The organism is Paenibacillus sp. FSL P4-0338 (assembly GCF_038002365.1).
GTDB lineage: Bacteria > Bacillota > Bacilli > Paenibacillales > Paenibacillaceae > Paenibacillus_AQ.
In genome coordinates, this window is record NZ_JBBOCG010000001.1 from 2,819,197 (window position 1) to 2,836,899 (window position 17,703).

Sequence of the window (17,703 nt, forward strand, 5' to 3'; positions counted from 1 at the left end):
CGTACTGGCGGCACATCCTATGAACCTTTTACTTCCCAATCATCATAATATTCTGGTGTTACAGGCAGTTCCTCACCCCTAAGGAACTTAGCAGCATATACGGCTAACGGAGAAGCTGAGTCGAGTGTTATTCTAGTGATATCCACCCATTCCGCCCCACGGGAATCCTGTTCTTCGAACATTGAAATGGCAACAGGCTCTTCTTCCCCGGCCAATTCAACCTGATACAAGGCTGCCATATGATGCATTTGTGTAAAGTGATCTTCGTTATGCGGGATAAAGAAATCGAAGGTGCCCAGGTTTTGTTGTACCTTTACTGTATAACCAGTCTCTTCAACAAACTCTCTGATCAAGCCGTCAACCAGGGATTCACCAGTCTCCAGTCTCCCCCCCGGCAGATCGTATCTTCCGCTATAAGGGCCCCTTCCTTTATGGATCACCAGCAGCCTGCCGTCACGCTGACAAATTCCATATACGCCAAAATGGTTAAAGCTTGCCATCGCAGCCCTCTCCTCCGTTCGTCTTCTAAATAGATCACCTGTATCAGTAAGCTATACCTACACGGGTTCTTATGAAATCGCTAGCATCAATTTGACTATACGTGAATTCCGCTGTATCTGCTACAGATATTTCACTGCCTCCTTCGGGCAGAATATCTTGTCTCACACGATAGGTCCCCAAGCGTTCTCCGTTCAGCAGAGCGGTTGGGCACACAATGGTCCATTTCAGAGTCGACCGCTCCAACAAGCGATAGGCTTGTTCATGTTCTTCTGCAGCACGGGTGGACCTGCGTTTAGATTCGCTGGATTGGTAACGCAGGAGTTCCGGAGAAAGCTCACTTTGAAGAATGCCCGCAGTTCCTACGGTAATAATGCGCTCTATCTCTTCCTCGTACATGGCTCCGATGATAAAAGGCATACTGTCTGTAAGTGTGGTTGTCCCATCGGTGTTCAACGCACTAATCACTACATCATTTCCCTGCACTGCCCGGGCGATATCATCTTGATTAAGAACATTACCTTCGATGATCGTCAGGTTGGCATGGAGAGGCTGAACCTTCTCCGGCGTGCGGGCCAGCACGGTCACATGATGTCCATCCTGAAGAGCATGGGTAACAATATGGCTCCCCACCCGGCCGGTGGCACCAAGAATCAATATATTCATATGAGAATAACCTCCTGAAGTGTATTATAGCAGGGATTGAGCGGCAAAAAAGCCCCGCAGCCATGTAGCAGCTGCGGGGCTTGATATTGAATCTAGCTTGCTTTCTTAGTCTGAGGAGGGACAGATACGTTACGCGGAGTACGCACAGGTGAAATTAGCCAGTAGGCCATTCCGACAAAGACACCGCCGCCGATGATGTTGCCAAGCGTAACAGGAATCATGTTGTGGAACCAGCCGGCGATGCTCACTGTCTCTGGATGATTCGGCAGCAGTACGGCTACGCTGAGCAGTGTCATGTTCGCTACACTGTGTTCATAGCCGCTCGCGATGAAGGCGAACAGACACCACCAGATCAGCACCAGCTTCGCCGCTTCACTCTTGGCGCGAGAGGACATCCACAGTGCCAGGCAGACCAGCCAGTTACAGAGAATACCGCGGAAGAACAGCTCTGAGAACGGCAGGCTCATCTTTTTGGCAGCCGCCGCGAAGATCAGATGCTCGGCAGGCGCTGCCTTGAAGAGGCCCGATCCCTGAATCAGCAGCGCCAGCACCACAGCACCGGCCACATTGCCGAGGAATACCAGGACCCAGTTCTTCACCGTATCCCAGACTGTTGTTCTCCCGGCAAGCGTGCTTACCGTGAAGAACATATTATTACCTGTAAACAGCTCTGAGCCTGCGAAGACAACCAAGGTCAAGGCAATCCCGAAGGATGCTCCCATAATCAACGGCTGGAACGGTGATTTGATCGCCGCCAGCGGTGCCCCCAGTGAGAAGATCAGAATAATACCGATACCCACATATGCTCCTGCCAGGAGGGCCGCCAAAAAATATTTGGGCAGGCTCTCATTCATTTTGTCGCGTTTCCCTACGGCTGTCTCAACGATATTCTCTACGCTCTGCGTAAACATATCCGCACCTGCTCTTCCTTTAATTTAGAGTTGTTACTGCCGCAGGCAGAGTGACCTTAACAACTCCGCCCTCTACTGTAACCGGATAGACTTCTGCCTGCCCCCGGTCCGGTGCCTGAACCTCTCCGGTGCGAAGGTCGATCTTCCAGTCATGCAGCGGATCATATAAATAATAGCCCGATACGATTCCTTCTGCGAGCGGACCACCCTTCGGATGGGGACTGTGGTTACGGACCGCATAGATTGCGCCGTCCGATGTGCGGAATATCGCTAATTCGACCTCTCCTGCATGAACTACCCGGCCGATCTGCAGCATGAAATCTTCCACTGCGCCTATCGTATATTCCCGATTACTCCGTTCCATTATGCTCTCTCCCTCTCCCTTTAGACTATACCTGTGTCTCTTCGAACAGCGCGGTGCGGGTGTTTTTGTCATCCAGCATTTTCCGCCAAGGATCACTCACCTGGGCCAGGGCAAAGTCAATACGTGCCGCAAGCTCTTTACGGTTGTCGTCATTGCCCATAACCACAGTCTGGATATGCTCAAGACCCATACGCTCTACCCATTCGGAGGTTCTCTCCAGGTAATTACCGGTCTCACGGTAGTACTGGATGACAGCGGAGCAGACCTCAACCAGTTCCTCGTCGGTCTTCACCTTGCAGAAGGCATCTGCGATGCGCGGCTTAATCCCGCCGTTACCGCCGATGAACACTTCCCAGCCGCCGTCGTTGCCGACAATTCCGATATCCTTCGTGCACGATTCTGCGCAGTTACGCGGACAGCCGTTAACCGCCATCTTGAACTTGGCCGGCATATCCAGCCGCTCATATTTACGCTCAAGCATAGCGCCCATGCCCATGGAATCCTGTGTGCCGAAGCGGCAGAACTGCGAACCCACGCAAGTTTTTACTGTACGCAGCGACTTCGCATACCCATAGCCGGACGGCATATCCAGCTCCTCCCACACCTTAGGTACATCTTCTTTTTTGACACCGATCAGGTCAAGACGTTGGCCGCCCGTTACCTTCACAACCTTCACATCATACTTCAGGGACACATCGGCAATCCGCTTCAAATCCTCAGGAGTGGTCACCCCGCCATACATCCGCGGGATAACTGTATAAGTTCCGTCCTTCTGAATATTGGCGCTCATCCGTTCATTGACGAACCGGGATTCCTTCTCGTCTTCATGAGTGTCAGGGTAGATCATCCCCAGATAATAGTTCACAGCCGGGCGGCATTTGGAACAGCCTTCTGCCTGCTTCCAGTCCAGGACATGCATGACTTCCTTGGTAGTCCGGAGGCCTTTTGCCGTAATCTCGGCAACGATCTCATCCCGGCTAAGCGAGGTGCAGCTGCAGATTCCCTGCTTGGTGCTCTGCTGGAAGCTGTCTCCGAGAACGAATTGCAGAATCTGCTCCACCACTGGCTTACAGCCGCCGCAGGAGCGGGTTGCACCCGTGCAGGCTTTGATCTCATCTACCGTAGTGAAGCCGTTCTCCGTAACAGCATCAACAATCGCTTTTTTGGTTACGCCGTTGCAGCCGCAGACGATTTCTTCATCTGCCATCGCTTCAACAGACATGCCTTTCTTGGCTCCGCCTCCGCCACAGCAGCTTGTGCCCATAACCTCATCATAGATTTCATTGGTCATCTCTGTGCTGTTTTTCACAAGCTTCTGCAGGTTGGCAGATTCCGTTACATCACCGAACAGAACGGCACCGACAATCACATTATTCTTAAGCAAAATCTTCTTGTAGGTTCGCTTCCATTCATCCTTGGCAGAAATGACGGTATGCTCCGGCGTTTCGGTGAATTCACCGGCGGAGAATACATCTACCCCGGAAATTTTGAGCTTGGTTGCTACAACTGATCCTTCATAGCCCGGAGTCTGTACACCTGACAAATGCTTGGCGAGAACCATACCCTGCTCGAATAGCGGTGCAACGAGTCCGTAGCAGGTTCCCCGGTGCTCTGTACATTCACCGACAGAATACACATCTGCCATAGAAGTCTGCATATAATCGTCAACTACAATCCCGCGGTTAACAGTGATTCCGCTGTCCTTCGCAAGCTGGACATTCGGCTTGATTCCAACAGCCATCACTACAAACTCTGCCGGCAGCACACTGCCATCACTGAATCGTAGACCAGTCACCCGTTCTTCTCCGGTCAATTCAACCGTCTGCTTGCCCATGGCGAATCTCACACCTTGACGCGTAAGCTCTGCCTGTAGCATTGAAGAAGCGGTACGGTCCAGCTGGCGCTCCATCAGATCCTCCAGCAGATGCACAACGGTAACATCCATGCCCAGATTGACCAGGCCCTTCGCAGCTTCCAGACCCAGCAGTCCTCCGCCGATCACAGCCGCCGTGCGGTACTGCTTCGCCGCTGCCAGCATTGCATCACAATCCGCGATATCGCGGAAGCCGACTACTCCATCCTTGGTGCTGCCGGGTACGGGGAGAATGAAAGAATTCGAACCCGTTGCAATAATTGCTTTATCGTAAGGAACCGCCAGTCCATTATCGGTCATTATTAGTTTGTTCTGATCATCGATCCTGGTGACCGTCGTACCGGTATGCAGTGTAATATGATTATCTTCATACCACCCGAGATCGTTGAGAATGATGTCTTCAATCGATTTGCTGCCTTCAAGTACATAGGACAACATAATCCGGTTATAGTTGGGATGCGGCTCACTGCCGAAGACCGAAATATCATAAGCGCCGCCCAGCTTCAGAATCTGCTCAATAGTGCCTACTCCCGCCATGCCATTTCCAATCAGCACTAACTTTTCTCTTTCCGCTGCCATTGGTAGACCCTCCTTCAGAAACTCTGATTTCTTCAATAACTTACCTGATAGAGAAATTATACTGTCCCCCATTCCATGGCAAGTGTGACCACAGTCACATCTTATGTGAATTTTTTCACACAACTGAAAATGACTTCGCCGTTCTTATATAGGACAATTTCTGGCGTGAAGCATAGAGATTTATTATTCAAAAAAACGGATACCCATGCAGTTTCGCACAGATATCCGTTCATCGGGTACACAATCTCACTCATCTACTTCATTCACTTATTTCAATACCAGAGAGATCTCCAGCTTGTCCTGCGGACTGAGCTTCATGTCCACTCCATTGCCGAGCAGTCCTTTATCGTTGACCTTCAGTCTCCATTCCTCGCTGCTGAGCGGGGTATATTCCATCACAGTAAGCACCGTCCGGTTATCTTCGGCAAGCTGGACCATACCGCTGTTCTGGAGCAATCCCTTGACGGACATATCCTGCATAAAAGAAAGCACATTCGAATGTGTCAGCTCCGGCTGCTCGCTCCCCCCGTTCACAGTGATGATGACAGGCTGAAACATCTTTCCGGCTCCGGCAGGCCCTGCTGACATCGTAATGGCCGAACCCGGTTCCAGGGTCGTATTCAGCTCTTGAACCTTCTTGCCGTTCACCTGAATCTCCCAGCTCATATCCTGACCCAGGGAAACCTTATTCACCTCAAGAATATTAGTTCCATCCGCTGAAAATGTAACAACGCCACTCTTCCTAAACAGCTCTATTATTGAATTCCCAGGCACGTAAGCTTCGTTAAGCAATCTGGCTGAGCTTCCGGCCATTTCGCTGTCACCCACCTTGACTGAAAAGGTTAGTCCCTGGCCTCCGTTACTGCTGCCGCCATTCCCTGATCCCAAGCCACAACCGCTTGCCGCGGCCAGCAAGAGAAGGCACAGCATTAAGCGCATCCATTTCGTGGACATCCCACGGCACCGCCTTCATATGTATTTTCCCGGACTCTTTAAGGATAACGCATAGAGGAAGGGTTCTCAAATCATTTCTGCCGGTATAAAAAGTAAAAAGTCCCCGAAGGGACTTATCCATTGCAGCCGGTCCTATTGATAACGCAGGAACAGAATGTTGTTCTCCAGATGCACATGCTCGAAGGTCATGCCTTCCAGTTCTTCAAGACGGGCATAGGTCAGGCGATAAGTCGTGCAGGCATGCGCGGGCGGTGTATAGTCATTAGTAACTCTACGCAGCTCACGCAGAATCTCTCCCGCCCCGTCATGCTCAGCTTCCAGATTATGCAGCAATCCGCGCAGCTCAGTAAGTCCTTCTTCAGTCGGGTTCTGGGTGTAGGCTAGCATCTTAGGGAATTCGCTCTCTTCTTCCTTCGCCGTATGCTGCAACAGCTCTTCACGCAGCATATTGAACAGACGGTGCATTTCTCCCAGATGCGGTGAATCCTCACCATGAACGCGGAACACCTTGGTTACATTTTGACTGATAAGCGGAAGCTCTTCACGCAGATAACGGTGATGCTTGTTCACAATATAATCCACCAGCTCCTCTGACGAAGCCTCGTTCCAGGCGGTATCCTCTTCCAGCACCGGATGCTGTTCCTGCAGCTTGTTCAGCTCCTGTACCATTGCTGCCGGGTCAAGACCCTTCTCAGCAGCGGCTTCAGCCAGCGGCTTTGCGCCTCCGCAGCAGAAATCGATCCGCTGTGCTTTGAAATAATCTGCTGCTTTGGGGAACTGCAGAACAATATCTCTGACCATTGCTTCCGGGGTGAACCCGGGATGAATTGTTGTATCGTTTAATTGATTGGACGCCATGTTGGCCCCTCCTCAGGTTAAGATGTAGGTTTGTGCTTCTTTTCACTTCTACACCTTATCACTGGCATTAGGCGGAACTTGTGATTGTACGCACTGAATATATAAAATTTTATTGAACGAGAAATACAGTACTCCAAATGTAAAATATACTAGACTTTTTGTTTTATATATTTTACACTATGAGTGAGGTGAGGGAATGGGGAAAAATCTGAGGCTCAAAGCTTCCCGAGCGGCAAAAGACATGTCGCAAAAACAGCTCGCAGATGCCGTGGGGGTCACAAGGCAGACGATTATCGCGATTGAGAACGGTGATTACAACCCCACCCTGAGGTTGTGCATTGACATTTGTGTAACACTGGGGAAGACACTGGATCAACTATTTTGGGAGGGAACGAAGGATGAGCAGAACGAACCTGGATGAGAGACAACTGCAGAAGCGGCATAAGGCGGGGAATCAGGCATTTCTTTTGATGGCATTCTTATTGCTGGCAGATATGGGGCTGCAAAACTACGGAATGAAGTGGCTGGAGTATCCGCTGGGCAATTACACAATTTTCATGCTGGGTGTGGGTTTCTATCTGGTACGCTTGATCTGGAGCGGTGCGTATGTGGGACCGGGCAGCAGGCAGAGCGGAGTGGGCGGGAGAAGCATTGCGGGTGCAATTCTGGCCATTGTGGTGGCGGCCTGTATCCTTATCGTTACCTTCGTGAATCCAACCGCCGCCCAATCAGCAGCTGACAGCGGTGCGAACGGGACAGTCATTCTAATCATTTCTGTTACAGCTGGACTGGTCATCTTAAGCACTGTGTACTTGATCCGACGGAGGAATAACCGGGCGGAGTAGAGCGGTTAATATCAAGAAATCCAAACTGGGCAGCGGCCGGAAGTCCAAATGTTCGCCGCAGCGACGACCTGGCTTCAAGTTCAACTCTTTTTTCGAATTCCACTTTTTTTATTGAACCGTCGCCTGCATATAAGTCCGCTTGCCCTGCGCATCCTTCAGATAGGGGCCAAGTCCGGCGAACCTTGAATGATCCACATATACACCCGTCATCCATCTGCCTTCGGTCAGGCCGCCGTTCCACTGCAGCACCAGATCGGGGGCAGAGATCCATTCCTGATACACTCTGATGTTCTTGTCCTTATATTCTTTGGCTGGTTTGTTCAATTCGCTCAGTGGTACCGGGGTCAGATAGGTTGGCACGAAATATACAGAGATTAGCTCCATATCCTCCTCGCTCAGAAAAGCCTCCTCCCCCAAGTAAGGCTGGAGCAGCCGGGTATTCTCATACATGGACCAGATCACAGCTTGAAGTACCATGCTCTGGCTGATTCCATTATGAAAAGTAAAACGGCGCTGTACATTTGAGCCACTCCCTTCCTTAGCCGTTACCGGCTCCAGACAATGCCGTTCACAGCCGATGCATTTCCATCCGGACGGGCCTTGAATCCATTTCTGAAACACACTCCCGCTGTCATTATCCCCTTTATATAGAGAAGAAATGATCTCATACGGCACGCCGATCCACGCATCCCACAGAGAATCCGGGAGATGGTTATGAAGCATGAACAGCACCTTGTCATAGATCAGCTGTACTTTAATCGAAGCAGTCTCCAGTTCGGCGACATCCTTTTTTCCATAGGTTATTTCCCGGGAAAACAAGGTAATGGTCATGGTCTTCGCCTCCTAAAAGTTGTGTAAGCCCTCCGCTTCCTTCCATCAGCATCGTCCAAAACACATCCCGTAAGCATCCGCGCTGCCATATAACCCTGAGCTTTTCCTACTTTTGTTAACGCTTCCACACATCCGTAATATTTAGTATGTTCTATTATATTACACAGGTAGGGCCTAAGTGCAAGGTTTATTTGGGCAAAATCTGCATAAACAAGTAAAACAGCATATGAAAAGCCCCTTACCCGATAATCGGCAAGAGGCTGTCATCAAATATATATTACGGTACTGCTACTCCACCCAGCTCTCGGCCCAGGACTGGATTTGCTGCATGACCGGCTCAAGCGCACGGCCCTTCACTGTTAATTCATACTCAATGCGCACCGGTGTTTCCGGGTACACATGTCGTACCAGAATGCCCTCGCATTCCAGATCCTTCATGCGCTCGGACAGCATCTTATCGCTCATTGACGGAATCAGTCCGGAAATATCCTTGAACCGCTTGGGGCCGCTCATCAAGGTCTGAATAATGAGTCCGTTCCAACGCTTGCCCAGAAACGAAAAAGCCGTCTCAAATCTCGGGCACATCGTCAATTGATGTTCTTCCATGGTTATCACCTCTCACTTATGAAGCTTACAATTAGTTAGTATATATAATTTTACCACATTTATTCTGGAATGAACATCGTTTGCCAAAAAAAAGTTCATTAACCACTATTATTATATTTCCACTCTCAATCTTTGGTGTCTTCTGCCTTGCGTCTAAGCTGGATGGCCTCTGTAACCACATAGGCAAGATCATCGTTGCTATAGAGAGAGAGTACACCCAGCACCGTATCATCGGAGATGAACCCCGCCTCCTCTGCGGATACCGTCAGGGCCAGCGCATTGGCCAGCGCCTGATTGCCCTCCTGCTGCGGATAAGCCTGCAGATACAGGGCATGCGGGTCCAGCTTATTATTCACACACCACTGGGCAAATACGAGAATCATCATTTCCTCGTCCCGCTTATAGCTCTCGATGATCCGCTCTTCCATCGACTTGTTGTCGTAATCCTCCATGTTGTTCTCCTCTCTGCTGCGATTCTGACTGCTCAGCGGCTTAGTCTTGCTGCTAATTCATGGCTCGGCAATACAGCCGAAGCGGAAATCCCGCACTGCTCCGGTGTCGCTATATTACTGAGATAATGGCTGACCGTTCCGCTGAAGCCTCTGCGCTCCAGCACGGTATCCCAGCTGCCGAAGTTCTGCGTGCGCGGCAACGAGCCCTGCTCATATAATATAACCCGTTCCATATCCGTCACCTCAACCGATCTGCCATGTCCGTGCAGCTCCAGCTTCTCCAGATCAGCCCCGGCATCCCGGACCATGCTGTAATGGCCGGTGGTGCCGTTCTCCCAACCCAGCATTCCCGAAGCCTGCAGAAGCCGTCCCTCCGCATCCGCCCTCAGGCTGCTGTGCAGCAGCTCATAATCTCCGCCGGACAGCCAGAGCAGCAGATCCAGCATATGGATCAGGTCATCATGGATCGTCTCATGGCTGCTGCCCTGCTGCAGCTTCGTACGGTGTTTGACTGCTGTGGATTGACTGATGCCTCCGGCCTTATGCAGCCAGGATTTGGCGGCAACATACATTGGGGCATAGCGGCGGTTGAAGCCCACCCCCAGCAGCAGCCCCTTGTTCTCAGCAAGCTCTGCCATCCGGCGGGATTCCTCAAGATCATAGGAGAGCGGCTTGTCCACATACACGGACACCCCATGCTTCAGGCAAGAGGTAACCAGCTCATAGTGCGTAGTTGTTGGACTATGTATGAACACAGCATCCAGATCCCAGGACAGCAGCTCCGTAAGCTCGGTTGTGCCCCGCTGAAGGCGATAAGCCTGAACTGCCCGCTCGACCGTAGCAGAGGAATGGCTGAGCACACCCACCACCTCGGCCTGATCATGCCGGGAGAGCAGCGGCAAATAGACTTTACGGGCAATATCGCCAATGCCGATCATTGCCACTCTTTTGCGGACAGGTAGTTTCATTAACAGCATCTCTCCTTACATACTCGGGGGAATTTCTATTCCCTTATAGATGTATTATACCGTGTCATGCTGCGGGAACAATGATCTTTGCTTCAATAATTGCATTAATTGCTTTTTTTTCAGTATGATGAAATGGATGGAGTGAAGAAGGGGCATAGTATAATGAGAAAATGGCTAACGGTTATTCTATATGTTTCGTGCATAATCCTCGCGTTTATCTACAGGTATGAACTTCTGGCCTGGCTTAGAGAGGATCATCCTTTGTATTTGTCCATGCTCGCCGCCACAGTGCTGGCCTTGTTTCCGGTCCTGCCCTATAAGCTGATTATCGGTCTGTTCGGATATGCTTATGGAAGCTTCGCAGGAGCGTTAATCTGCTGGAGTGCAACTACAATAGCGGCAGCCCTTGTCTATGGAGTCGTTGCATCCATGTTCCGGAGCAAATCTATGGCCTATCTAAGCAGAATTTCGGCGCTGGACAGATTTGTGTCCGCTGTGGAGCAGCGTCCTTTTGCATCCGTAGTGATTGCCCGGCTGGCACCGTTTATCCCGCAGATGGCTGTGAATATCTACGCCGGTGCCGCCGGACTGCCTTTCTGGAGCTATCTTGGAGCCACCGCACTTGGCAAAATCCCCGGCATCGCCCTCTACGCCTTCCTCGGAGGACAGATGTTCCAGCACCCGCGAAGTGCGGCTGTAGCTATAATCGTGTATATTGCCGTACTGGCTGTGGCCGGATTGTCCATGCGCCGCCGTCCTACTGCGAGCCGCTAACGCTTCAAGAATTTCTGGTATGCTGGCAGTAAGCCTCTATTTGATTTATAATTAAATTGTGATCTATTTAATTGCATTCTACAGATGGAGGGATAACAATGAGTGAATTTCAAGCTGATTCTATAAATTTCAAGACCGAGCAAGCCACCTTCGCCGGTGGATGCTTCTGGTGTATGGTATCCCCTTTTGAAGAGCTTCCCGGCATTGTCAAGATTATATCCGGCTATACAGGCGGACATACCGTGAATCCGACCTACGAGGAAGTATGCTCGGAAACGACCGGACATGTTGAGGCGGTGCAAATTACGTTCAATCCGGATATTTTCCCATATAGCAAGCTGCTTGAGCTGTTCTGGCAGCAGATTGACCCCACCGATGCCGGAGGGCAATTCCATGACCGCGGCACCTCGTACGGAACGGCCATCTTCACCCATTCGGAGGAGCAGCGCCAGCAGGCAGAGGCTTCCAAGGCGGCCCTTCAGGCCAGCGGACGATTCTCCGCTCCCATTGTGACGCCTATTCTTCCGGCTAAGCCCTTCTATCCCGCTGAAGAATATCATCAGGGCTATCATCACAAGAATCCCGGCCATTACAAGCGTTACCGCAAGGGCTCGGGCCGGGAAGCGTTCATCGAAGCCCACTGGACGCACAAGGAGGACCCGCAGAGCCTGAAGGAGCGCCTGACTCCGCTTCAATATGAAGTGACACAGAACAGCGCAACGGAATCTCCGTTCCGCAACGAATTCTGGGATCACCATGGGGACGGGATCTATGTGGATATTGTCTCCGGGGAGCCGCTGTTCAGCTCAGAGGACAAGTATGATTCCGGCTGCGGCTGGCCGAGCTTCACGCGTCCGATCCGGGACTACGCGGTCAAGGAGAAAAGCGATCTCAGCCACCTCATGATCCGCACCGAGGTACGCAGCAAGACAGCAGATTCCCACTTGGGCCATGTGTTCAATGACGGCCCAGGTGCGAATGGACTGCGGTACTGTATCAACTCGGCAGCTCTGCGCTTTGTTCCCAAAGAGGATCTGGAAAAGGAAGGCTACGGCGAGTATCGCGTGCTCTTCCAGCATGCTTAAGGCTGGAGATCCGGCTTGCCTCAAGCTATAGCTTCATATATTGCATAACTTACCTGTGGCCCGAATGTATGCTGTTTTCCGCATACATTCGGGCCACACGCCTGCGCATCAGCACAATGTATGTTGTTTTCCGCATACATTCGGCCAAGAACAAAGCCTCCAGCCCGGATTCACGGGTATGGAGGCTTTATTCTATTTGTTCTGCTTATCCGTATTCTCCTCTTCCGGTGCGGCCGGTGCTAGAGGTGCCGCTTCAGAATGAGGCTGCGCTTCCCGGTCCGGCAGACGGTTGCTGCCCAGGCGTGCCTGTTCAGGATGTGCAGGTTGCCGCCGCTTGAAGCTTTTCCGTAACCAGAGCACCAGTGCCACCACGACTCCAGCTACCAGCAGGACGGGGAGCGCGGCCGCCAATACAACAACAAGCCACTGGAACATCACAGACAACGCCTTCATGCTGCTCTTAAGCGCTTCCGAAGCCCGTTCACCCAGCGGCCCTTCGGAATTAGTCTGTGTAAGGGCAAGACTCTTCTCAGTCTGGTAGAGGCGAAGCTCCACTGTAGAGAACGATACGTTCTGATCGATATACCGCATTCTGCCCTTGATCTGTTCGATTTGCTCCTGGATTTCCCCAAGCTGGTTGGCGAACTGGACGAGATCAGCCGGTTTGGTCGCTTTTTTCATAAAATCAATATACTGTGCCTCCATCATCTGCTTCGCCTTAAGGCGTGACTCCAGGTCCACATATTCCTCCGACACATCCTGCCCCTGTATGCTTCTCTGGAGCTTCTCATGCTTAATCTTCTCCAGATTGTTCAGGAACGGTGAGAAGCCCGCCGCAGGCACTTTCAGGATAAAGGTTCCGCCCTGTTCATATTCAGACATATTCTCTGAGAATTCGATAATGTAGCCGCCGGCCAGAGTAACCATATTCCGCACTTCGGTCTGGGCTGCCCCGTAGTCGCTTACCTCCATATTGAGGTTCGCCTTGTAGATCAGCTTCTTGTTCAGCCCTGCCACCACATCGGTGCCGGTGAATCCGGCAGAAGCATCTGCTCCTTGCCCAGCATCCGTCCCAGGGAGTGCCGAATTTCCGCCGCCGCCCTTCACTGCAGCCTGATCATTGACAGCCATCGCCGTGTTAGCTAGACTATCCTTCTTACCCTCTACCGCAGCAGGCGCACTCTCCGCTGATCCGTCTGATGCTGCTTCATTTCTGAACGCGCTTTCTGTATTCGCTGCCGAATCTGAATTATTACTCGACGCGCCACATCCCGCCAGAACTAAGGCTACAACCACTAGATACAATAAGTAATGCAGACCCCATTTTCGCATGCTCATTCCTCCATAAAGTGTAATTGTATACTGCTTACGGTGTTTCAGCTTCTGTAGCGAAAGGCCGTTATCTGTATCGGTCCGTTCCGCGCCTATCCCTCTTGACGTTCCAAAAGCTGGAAGGTTGCAGTCATTTACGGAAAATAACAAAAAAGACCATTCAGCGATGAATTGCCCTGTGTGGTCCTGTTTGCGTAATAACTCTTTATTTGTTACAATTACGATGATAAAACGGCAAAAAAACACCAAAAACCCTATTCGCATAGAATAAGGTTATGGCGCTATTCGGACAAGCTCCACCTTGCCCGGGCAGCTGCAATTGATTTCTTGCCGATTTATGTTGCCTACTACTACAAGAGGAGGTGAACCCTCATGGCAAAAGACGTATTGTGCGCAGTTAATTCTTGCACCTACTGGGCTGAAGAGAACAAATGCAACGCTGATTCCATCTTCGTTGCTTACCACAGCTCCAAGCAGCCTACACAATCTGAGGAAACAGATTGCAAAACCTTCGAAAGTAAATAATGAATCATTGCAGAATATGAAGGAGCCCTCCACAGGTTCCTTCTTTCTTTTCTCATTCTATCAAGAATGAGAATTATTATCAAGTGTTTCCTTTAAAACAAAACCACTGCGGGCCGGAGACTGTACTCTCCCGCTTGCAGTGGTTTTTCTGTGCAAATCTAAGAATCTTAAGCGGAACAGCTCCGCCATTTAACGGGTCACTGCGCCGTGCTGCTCTCTTACCAGTACCGCCGCCTTCACCATATTGCGCAGTGCGCCTGTGGTCTCTTCCCAGCCCCGTGTCTTCAGTCCGCAGTCGGGATTAATCCAGAACTGCTGGACATCCAGCACGCGCAGCGCACGTTCGATGGCCGAAGTCATCTCCTCTACCACCGGTACACGCGGACTGTGGATATCATACACACCCAGTCCAATCCCCTTGTCGTATTCCTGCTCCTCGAAGCTGACGATCAGCTCACCATGGCTGCGCGAGGTCTCAATGGAGATGACATCCGCATCCATCGCCGAGATCGAACCGATCATATCATTAAATTCACTGTAGCACATATGCGTATGCACCTGCGTGGTATCCTTGACATGATTCGTGGCGGTACGGAAGGATTTCACCGCCCAGTTCAGGTAATACTCATGATCTCTTGCCTTCAGCGGCAGACCTTCGCGGATCGCCGGCTCATCGACCTGAATCATCTCGATACCAGCCTCCTCGAGCGCGGATACCTCATGACGCAGGGCGAGGGCGATTTGTCCGGCCACCGCTTCCCGGCTGAGATCATCGCGGACAAAGGACCAGTTCAGGATCGTGACCGGTCCGGTCAGCATTCCTTTAACAGGCAGCTTCGTCAGTGACTGGGCATACACGCTCTCCTTGACGGTCATCGGCTCTATAAAGGCAACATCGGCATAGATTACCGGCGGCTTCACGCAGCGTGAGCCATACGACTGAACCCAGCCGCCTGCGGTGAACAGATAGCCGGCCAGCTTCTCGCCGAAGAATTCCACCATATCCGTACGCTCGAACTCTCCGTGTACCAGCACATCCAGACCAAGCTCCTCCTGAAGCGTAATCGCCTCAGCGATCTGCCGCTTGATGAACAAGTCATAACGCTCCTGGTTCCAGACTCCCTTGCGCCATTTCAGACGGGCCTGGCGGACTTCAGCCGTCTGCGGGAAGCTGCCGATGGTCGTGGTCGGCAGCAGCGGCAGACGCCACTTCTCCTGCTGTACCTTCACACGTTCGGCGAACGGAAGACTGCGGTGGTCCGGCAGCTGGGCAAGGGCACGCACCTGCTCTGCTACATCCTCACGCCCGCGCTCCGGCAGGGCACGGAATACGGCCAGCACCTCACGGCTGCGCTCCAGCTCAGCGGCATAACGCCCTCTTCCTTCGTTCACGGCTGCCGCAATCAGAACCAGCTCGGCCAGCTTCTCATTGGCGAATGCCAAGGCATTCTTGACCGCAGCCTTCAGCTTGACCTCGCCCTCAACCGTTACAGGCACATGCAGCAGGCTTGAGGCAGGCTGGAGAATCAGCTGCTCCTGGGGCACATAGGTCAGCAGCTTCGCTACCAGCTCCAGCTTGGCATCGGTATCGGCGCGCCAGATGTTGCGTCCGTCAAGGATACCGGCGCCGAGTACCTTATCCTGCGGCCAGCCCAGGCGTGCAACCGACTCCAGATTCTTGCCGCCGTCATGCACGAAGTCAAGACCTAGACCCTGCACAGGCAGCGCCAGAAGTGCTTCAAGCGGCTCCGCAGCTTCGAAGTACGTCTGCAGCATCAGGTTCAGTCCTGGTACGGCAGCAGCAATCTCACTGTAAATGTTCTGGAGCAGTGCGGTATCCTCAGCCGTTAAGCCGGTAACAATCGCCGGTTCATCGATCTGTACCCAGGCTACTCCTTCCGCCTGCAACTCCTGCAGCAGCTGGACATACAGCGGGAGGAAGCGTGCGGCAACGGCGGCGATGTCTGCTGCCGGGAAGCCCTTGGACAGCTTCAGGAAGGTATACAGTCCGACTATAACCGGCTTGCCCTCAATGCCTGCCCGCTCCTTGGCGAAGCGGTAAGCCTCCAGCGGTTTATTCGCTGTCAATACCGGGGACAGGCTGCCGATCTCAGGCACAATGTAATGGTAATTCGTATTGAACCATTTGGTCATCTCGCAGGCCGGGGCCTCTGCATTGCCGCGCGCCATTGCAAAATACAGATCCAGCGGAATCTCTCCGCCCTTATATCCATAACGCGCCGGTACGATTCCGAACATGGCGGCGGTATCCAGCACATGGTCATAGAAGGTGAAATCGCCCACCGGAATCTGATCAATTCCGGCCTGCTGCTGGGTCTGAAGATGCTGAAGCTGAATATCCTCCATCTGCGAGCGGAAGCTCTGCTCATCGAGTTTCCCGGCCCAATAAGCCTCCAATAATTTCTTCCATTCACGATTCTTCCCGATTCTCGGATAACCGAGGCTGCTTGTCTTGATTCCTTTACTCATAGGTGTCCACTCCTCTGTATAATTGTCTGTCGCTTTTGTCTCCAAGCCTTAATCTGATGCCATCTTACTGCACGCCTCCCGCGCCCCGCAACAGATTCCAAGCAATCCGGCTATACAGATTCCCTATAGCAGAACGCCAAAAAAAGCCGCCCCCCATGATCAAGGAGCAGCTTAGACATTGGGTCACGACGAAATCAAAACCAGATCAGATAGACCACACCCGCAAGTACAATCCGGTAGATCGCGAAGGGCAGCAGCTTAATCCGGTTAATCAACTTCAGGAAGAAACGCATCGATACCAGTGCGAATACGAAGGCACTGATGAACCCGGCAATGAAGAACGGCAAGGCATCCAGCGTAAAATACTGCCAGTTCTTCAGCAGTGAAATCAGGCTCGCCCCAGCCATAATCGGCACCGCCATGATGAAGGTGAAGTCGGCTGCCGCACGATGGCTCATGCCCAGCAGAACCCCGCCGGATATCGTCGAACCCGACCGCGAGAAGCCCGGCCACAGGGAGATACATTGGATCAATCCGACTGATAGCGCCTGCCTATATGTAATTTGATCCACACTCTCAGTCCGGGCATTCGCAGGCGCAAAACGGTCGGCACAGATCATAAATAATGCTCCAACCACAAGTCCAATCAGCACAGTAAAGGTAGAGAACAGATGCTCATCGATGTAATCCTCCAGCAGAAATCCAAAGATTCCGGCCGGTAGCAATCCGACAAGGATATGTGTCAGCTTCAACCGTCCTTCCGCCGGAGCCTGCCGCTGCCCTTCCGGCACTACGGCCAAGTCCTTGCGGCTGAGCTTCCCGAAGCCCAGCAGATCAATGAACCGGTTACGGAAAATAATGACGACCGCAAGAATGGAGCCTAATTGAATCACTACCTTGAAGGAGTTGGCCGTATACTTCCCCAGGAACTCCTGCGATGTAAGCCACATATCATCAACGATGATCATATGGCCTGTCGAGGATACCGGAGCAAATTCGGTCAGCCCTTCCACAATTCCCAGGATGATTGCTTTCACAATGGTCAGCAGCTCCATGGCGATCCCCCTTTATTGTTTTCAATATAATAATTGT

General features: G+C 51.9%; 19 protein-coding genes. 5 read left to right on the plus strand and 14 right to left on the minus strand.

The annotated features are described in order from the left end of the window. Positions 1-17 precede the first annotated feature (17 nt). The 7 genes from MKZ07_RS12575 to ric all read right to left on the minus strand — a co-directional run bounded on the left by MKZ07_RS12575 (position 18) and on the right by ric (position 6,703). Positions 18-500, minus strand: coding sequence for an NUDIX hydrolase (locus MKZ07_RS12575; protein ID WP_036698483.1), 483 nt, complete (start codon positions 498-500; stop codon positions 18-20). Positions 501-543: 43 nt separating this feature from the next. Further along, positions 544-1,164: an NAD(P)-dependent oxidoreductase gene (locus MKZ07_RS12580; protein WP_036698485.1), complete on the minus strand. Its 621-nt coding sequence runs from the start codon at positions 1,162-1,164 to the stop codon at positions 544-546. 92 nt (positions 1,165-1,256) lie between these two features. Beyond that, positions 1,257-2,075, minus strand: a complete 819-nt coding sequence (locus MKZ07_RS12585; RefSeq protein ID WP_036698487.1) for a formate/nitrite transporter family protein — start codon at positions 2,073-2,075, stop codon at positions 1,257-1,259. A gap of 19 nt (positions 2,076-2,094) precedes the next feature. Continuing rightward, positions 2,095-2,439: a nitrite reductase small subunit NirD gene (gene nirD, locus MKZ07_RS12590; RefSeq protein WP_036698490.1), complete on the minus strand. Its 345-nt coding sequence runs from the start codon at positions 2,437-2,439 to the stop codon at positions 2,095-2,097. Positions 2,440-2,464: 25 nt separating this feature from the next. Then, positions 2,465-4,891, minus strand: coding sequence for a nitrite reductase large subunit NirB (gene nirB / locus MKZ07_RS12595; protein WP_341026014.1), 2,427 nt, complete (start codon positions 4,889-4,891; stop codon positions 2,465-2,467). A 267-nt stretch (positions 4,892-5,158) separates the two neighbouring features. Continuing rightward, a complete protein-coding gene (locus tag MKZ07_RS12600; RefSeq protein WP_036698493.1) occupies positions 5,159-5,845 on the minus strand; it encodes a hypothetical protein in 687 nt (228 codons plus the stop codon). A gap of 132 nt (positions 5,846-5,977) precedes the next feature. After that, positions 5,978-6,703: an iron-sulfur cluster repair di-iron protein gene (gene ric / locus MKZ07_RS12605; protein ID WP_051493872.1), complete on the minus strand. Its 726-nt coding sequence runs from the start codon at positions 6,701-6,703 to the stop codon at positions 5,978-5,980. Positions 6,704-6,899: 196 nt separating this feature from the next. Here ric and MKZ07_RS12610 point away from each other — a divergent pair, with 196 nt between their 5' ends. Beyond that, on the plus strand, positions 6,900-7,124 hold the full coding sequence (locus MKZ07_RS12610; RefSeq protein ID WP_036698494.1) for a helix-turn-helix transcriptional regulator: 225 nt from the start codon (positions 6,900-6,902) through the stop codon (positions 7,122-7,124). Continuing rightward, positions 7,102-7,548 (plus strand): DUF6773 family protein, encoded by a 447-nt coding sequence (locus tag MKZ07_RS12615; protein ID WP_036698495.1) that lies wholly within the window; start codon positions 7,102-7,104, stop codon positions 7,546-7,548. The genes MKZ07_RS12610 and MKZ07_RS12615 overlap by 23 nt, the downstream gene beginning before the upstream one ends. Positions 7,549-7,656: 108 nt before the next feature. Here the strand turns inward: MKZ07_RS12615 and MKZ07_RS12620 are convergent, their stop codons facing one another. The 4 genes from MKZ07_RS12620 to MKZ07_RS12635 all read right to left on the minus strand — a co-directional run bounded on the left by MKZ07_RS12620 (position 7,657) and on the right by MKZ07_RS12635 (position 10,405). Further along, positions 7,657-8,379, minus strand: a complete 723-nt coding sequence (locus MKZ07_RS12620; RefSeq protein ID WP_036698496.1) for a hypothetical protein — start codon at positions 8,377-8,379, stop codon at positions 7,657-7,659. A gap of 288 nt (positions 8,380-8,667) precedes the next feature. Beyond that, positions 8,668-8,985: a winged helix-turn-helix transcriptional regulator gene (locus MKZ07_RS12625; RefSeq protein WP_036698497.1), complete on the minus strand. Its 318-nt coding sequence runs from the start codon at positions 8,983-8,985 to the stop codon at positions 8,668-8,670. 125 nt (positions 8,986-9,110) lie between these two features. Further along, positions 9,111-9,437 carry a hypothetical protein gene (locus MKZ07_RS12630; protein WP_036698498.1) on the minus strand — a complete coding sequence of 109 codons (327 nt, stop codon included), beginning with the start codon at positions 9,435-9,437 and terminating at the stop codon, positions 9,111-9,113. Between the two features lie 32 nt (positions 9,438-9,469). After that, positions 9,470-10,405 carry a Gfo/Idh/MocA family protein gene (locus MKZ07_RS12635; RefSeq protein ID WP_036698499.1) on the minus strand — a complete coding sequence of 312 codons (936 nt, stop codon included), beginning with the start codon at positions 10,403-10,405 and terminating at the stop codon, positions 9,470-9,472. 162 nt (positions 10,406-10,567) lie between these two features. On the opposite strand from MKZ07_RS12635, the gene MKZ07_RS12640 reads away from it, so the two are divergent. Both MKZ07_RS12640 and msrA read left to right on the plus strand, forming a co-directional pair. Further along, the gene (locus MKZ07_RS12640; protein WP_036698500.1) at positions 10,568-11,179 is read left to right on the plus strand and encodes a TVP38/TMEM64 family protein; all 612 of its coding nucleotides are present in this window, start codon (positions 10,568-10,570) and stop codon (positions 11,177-11,179) included. A gap of 98 nt (positions 11,180-11,277) precedes the next feature. Further along, positions 11,278-12,264 (plus strand): peptide-methionine (S)-S-oxide reductase MsrA, encoded by a 987-nt coding sequence (gene msrA / locus MKZ07_RS12645; RefSeq protein WP_051493874.1) that lies wholly within the window; start codon positions 11,278-11,280, stop codon positions 12,262-12,264. 192 nt (positions 12,265-12,456) lie between these two features. On the opposite strand, the gene MKZ07_RS12650 is transcribed toward msrA, so the two are convergent. Continuing rightward, positions 12,457-13,596: a DUF4349 domain-containing protein gene (locus tag MKZ07_RS12650; protein ID WP_051493875.1), complete on the minus strand. Its 1,140-nt coding sequence runs from the start codon at positions 13,594-13,596 to the stop codon at positions 12,457-12,459. Positions 13,597-13,968: 372 nt separating this feature from the next. Here MKZ07_RS12650 and MKZ07_RS12655 point away from each other — a divergent pair, with 372 nt between their 5' ends. Next, positions 13,969-14,121 carry a DUF1540 domain-containing protein gene (locus MKZ07_RS12655; RefSeq protein WP_076154452.1) on the plus strand — a complete coding sequence of 51 codons (153 nt, stop codon included), beginning with the start codon at positions 13,969-13,971 and terminating at the stop codon, positions 14,119-14,121. Between the two features lie 189 nt (positions 14,122-14,310). Here the strand turns inward: MKZ07_RS12655 and metE are convergent, their stop codons facing one another. Together metE and MKZ07_RS12665 are read right to left on the minus strand one after the other, a co-directional pair. Beyond that, positions 14,311-16,611 carry a 5-methyltetrahydropteroyltriglutamate--homocysteine S-methyltransferase gene (gene metE / locus MKZ07_RS12660; RefSeq protein WP_341026017.1) on the minus strand — a complete coding sequence of 767 codons (2,301 nt, stop codon included), beginning with the start codon at positions 16,609-16,611 and terminating at the stop codon, positions 14,311-14,313. A gap of 194 nt (positions 16,612-16,805) precedes the next feature. Next, positions 16,806-17,666, minus strand: coding sequence for an undecaprenyl-diphosphate phosphatase (locus tag MKZ07_RS12665; RefSeq protein WP_036698502.1), 861 nt, complete (start codon positions 17,664-17,666; stop codon positions 16,806-16,808). Positions 17,667-17,703 lie beyond the last annotated feature (37 nt).

Bases quoted from the DNA above. Each gene is read 5' to 3' on its own strand.
- MKZ07_RS12575 (WP_036698483.1), bottom strand. From the start codon at position 500: ATGGCAAGCTTTAACCATTTTGGCGTATATGGAATTTGTCAGCGTGAC.
- MKZ07_RS12580 (WP_036698485.1), bottom strand. From the start codon at position 1,164: ATGAATATATTGATTCTTGGTGCCACCGGCCGGGTGGGGAGCCATATT.
- MKZ07_RS12585 (WP_036698487.1), bottom strand. From the start codon at position 2,075: ATGTTTACGCAGAGCGTAGAGAATATCGTTGAGACAGCCGTAGGGAAA.
- nirD (WP_036698490.1), bottom strand. From the start codon at position 2,439: ATGGAACGGAGTAATCGGGAATATACGATAGGCGCAGTGGAAGATTTC.
- nirB (WP_341026014.1), bottom strand. From the start codon at position 4,891: ATGGCAGCGGAAAGAGAAAAGTTAGTGCTGATTGGAAATGGCATGGCG.
- MKZ07_RS12600 (WP_036698493.1), bottom strand. From the start codon at position 5,845: ATGTCCACGAAATGGATGCGCTTAATGCTGTGCCTTCTCTTGCTGGCC.
- ric (WP_051493872.1), bottom strand. From the start codon at position 6,703: ATGGCGTCCAATCAATTAAACGATACAACAATTCATCCCGGGTTCACC.
- MKZ07_RS12610 (WP_036698494.1), top strand. From the start codon at position 6,900: ATGGGGAAAAATCTGAGGCTCAAAGCTTCCCGAGCGGCAAAAGACATG.
- MKZ07_RS12615 (WP_036698495.1), top strand. From the start codon at position 7,102: ATGAGCAGAACGAACCTGGATGAGAGACAACTGCAGAAGCGGCATAAG.
- MKZ07_RS12620 (WP_036698496.1), bottom strand. From the start codon at position 8,379: ATGACCATTACCTTGTTTTCCCGGGAAATAACCTATGGAAAAAAGGAT.
- MKZ07_RS12625 (WP_036698497.1), bottom strand. From the start codon at position 8,985: ATGGAAGAACATCAATTGACGATGTGCCCGAGATTTGAGACGGCTTTT.
- MKZ07_RS12630 (WP_036698498.1), bottom strand. From the start codon at position 9,437: ATGGAGGATTACGACAACAAGTCGATGGAAGAGCGGATCATCGAGAGC.
- MKZ07_RS12635 (WP_036698499.1), bottom strand. From the start codon at position 10,405: ATGAAACTACCTGTCCGCAAAAGAGTGGCAATGATCGGCATTGGCGAT.
- MKZ07_RS12640 (WP_036698500.1), top strand. From the start codon at position 10,568: ATGAGAAAATGGCTAACGGTTATTCTATATGTTTCGTGCATAATCCTC.
- msrA (WP_051493874.1), top strand. From the start codon at position 11,278: ATGAGTGAATTTCAAGCTGATTCTATAAATTTCAAGACCGAGCAAGCC.
- MKZ07_RS12650 (WP_051493875.1), bottom strand. From the start codon at position 13,596: ATGCGAAAATGGGGTCTGCATTACTTATTGTATCTAGTGGTTGTAGCC.
- MKZ07_RS12655 (WP_076154452.1), top strand. From the start codon at position 13,969: ATGGCAAAAGACGTATTGTGCGCAGTTAATTCTTGCACCTACTGGGCT.
- metE (WP_341026017.1), bottom strand. From the start codon at position 16,611: ATGAGTAAAGGAATCAAGACAAGCAGCCTCGGTTATCCGAGAATCGGG.
- MKZ07_RS12665 (WP_036698502.1), bottom strand. From the start codon at position 17,666: ATGGAGCTGCTGACCATTGTGAAAGCAATCATCCTGGGAATTGTGGAA.